We start from the raw sequence: 320 nt of genomic DNA, 5'->3' as shown, positions 1-320 counted from the left end.
CATCGAGAGCAGGAAGCCAGTCGTTTGCCTTATAATGTAGTGAATCTGGCCATTGCTCCCAAAGACCGCTCAGTTCTCCATCAGAGGATCGAAACTCGCTTCAAGCTTATGCTGGAAGGGCATTTCGTCGATGAAGTGAGAGGCCTGTATGAGCGGGGTGACCTGGATATTTCACTGCCTTCCATCAGAGCAGTTGGTTATCGCCAGGTTTGGGGGTATCTTGAAGGAGAGATGGACTATTCCACCCTGGTGGAAAAAGGTGTGATAGCCACCCGGCAGCTGGCTAAGCGGCAGTTGACCTGGCTAAGAAGCTGGCCAAA

At 51.9% G+C, this 320-nt stretch carries 1 pseudogene; it reads left to right on the top strand.

The window, feature by feature from the left end:
* Positions 1 to 320 (top strand): annotated as a pseudogene (locus CWC28_RS21205) (tRNA dimethylallyltransferase); the annotation flags it as partial.

The organism is Pseudoalteromonas sp. S4492, from assembly GCF_005886115.1.
In the GTDB taxonomy this organism is placed as follows: Bacteria; Pseudomonadota; Gammaproteobacteria; order Enterobacterales; family Alteromonadaceae; genus Pseudoalteromonas; species Pseudoalteromonas gelatinilytica.
Note: the sequence above shows the minus strand (reverse complement) of the source record. Positions and strands in the feature narration are given on the sequence as shown.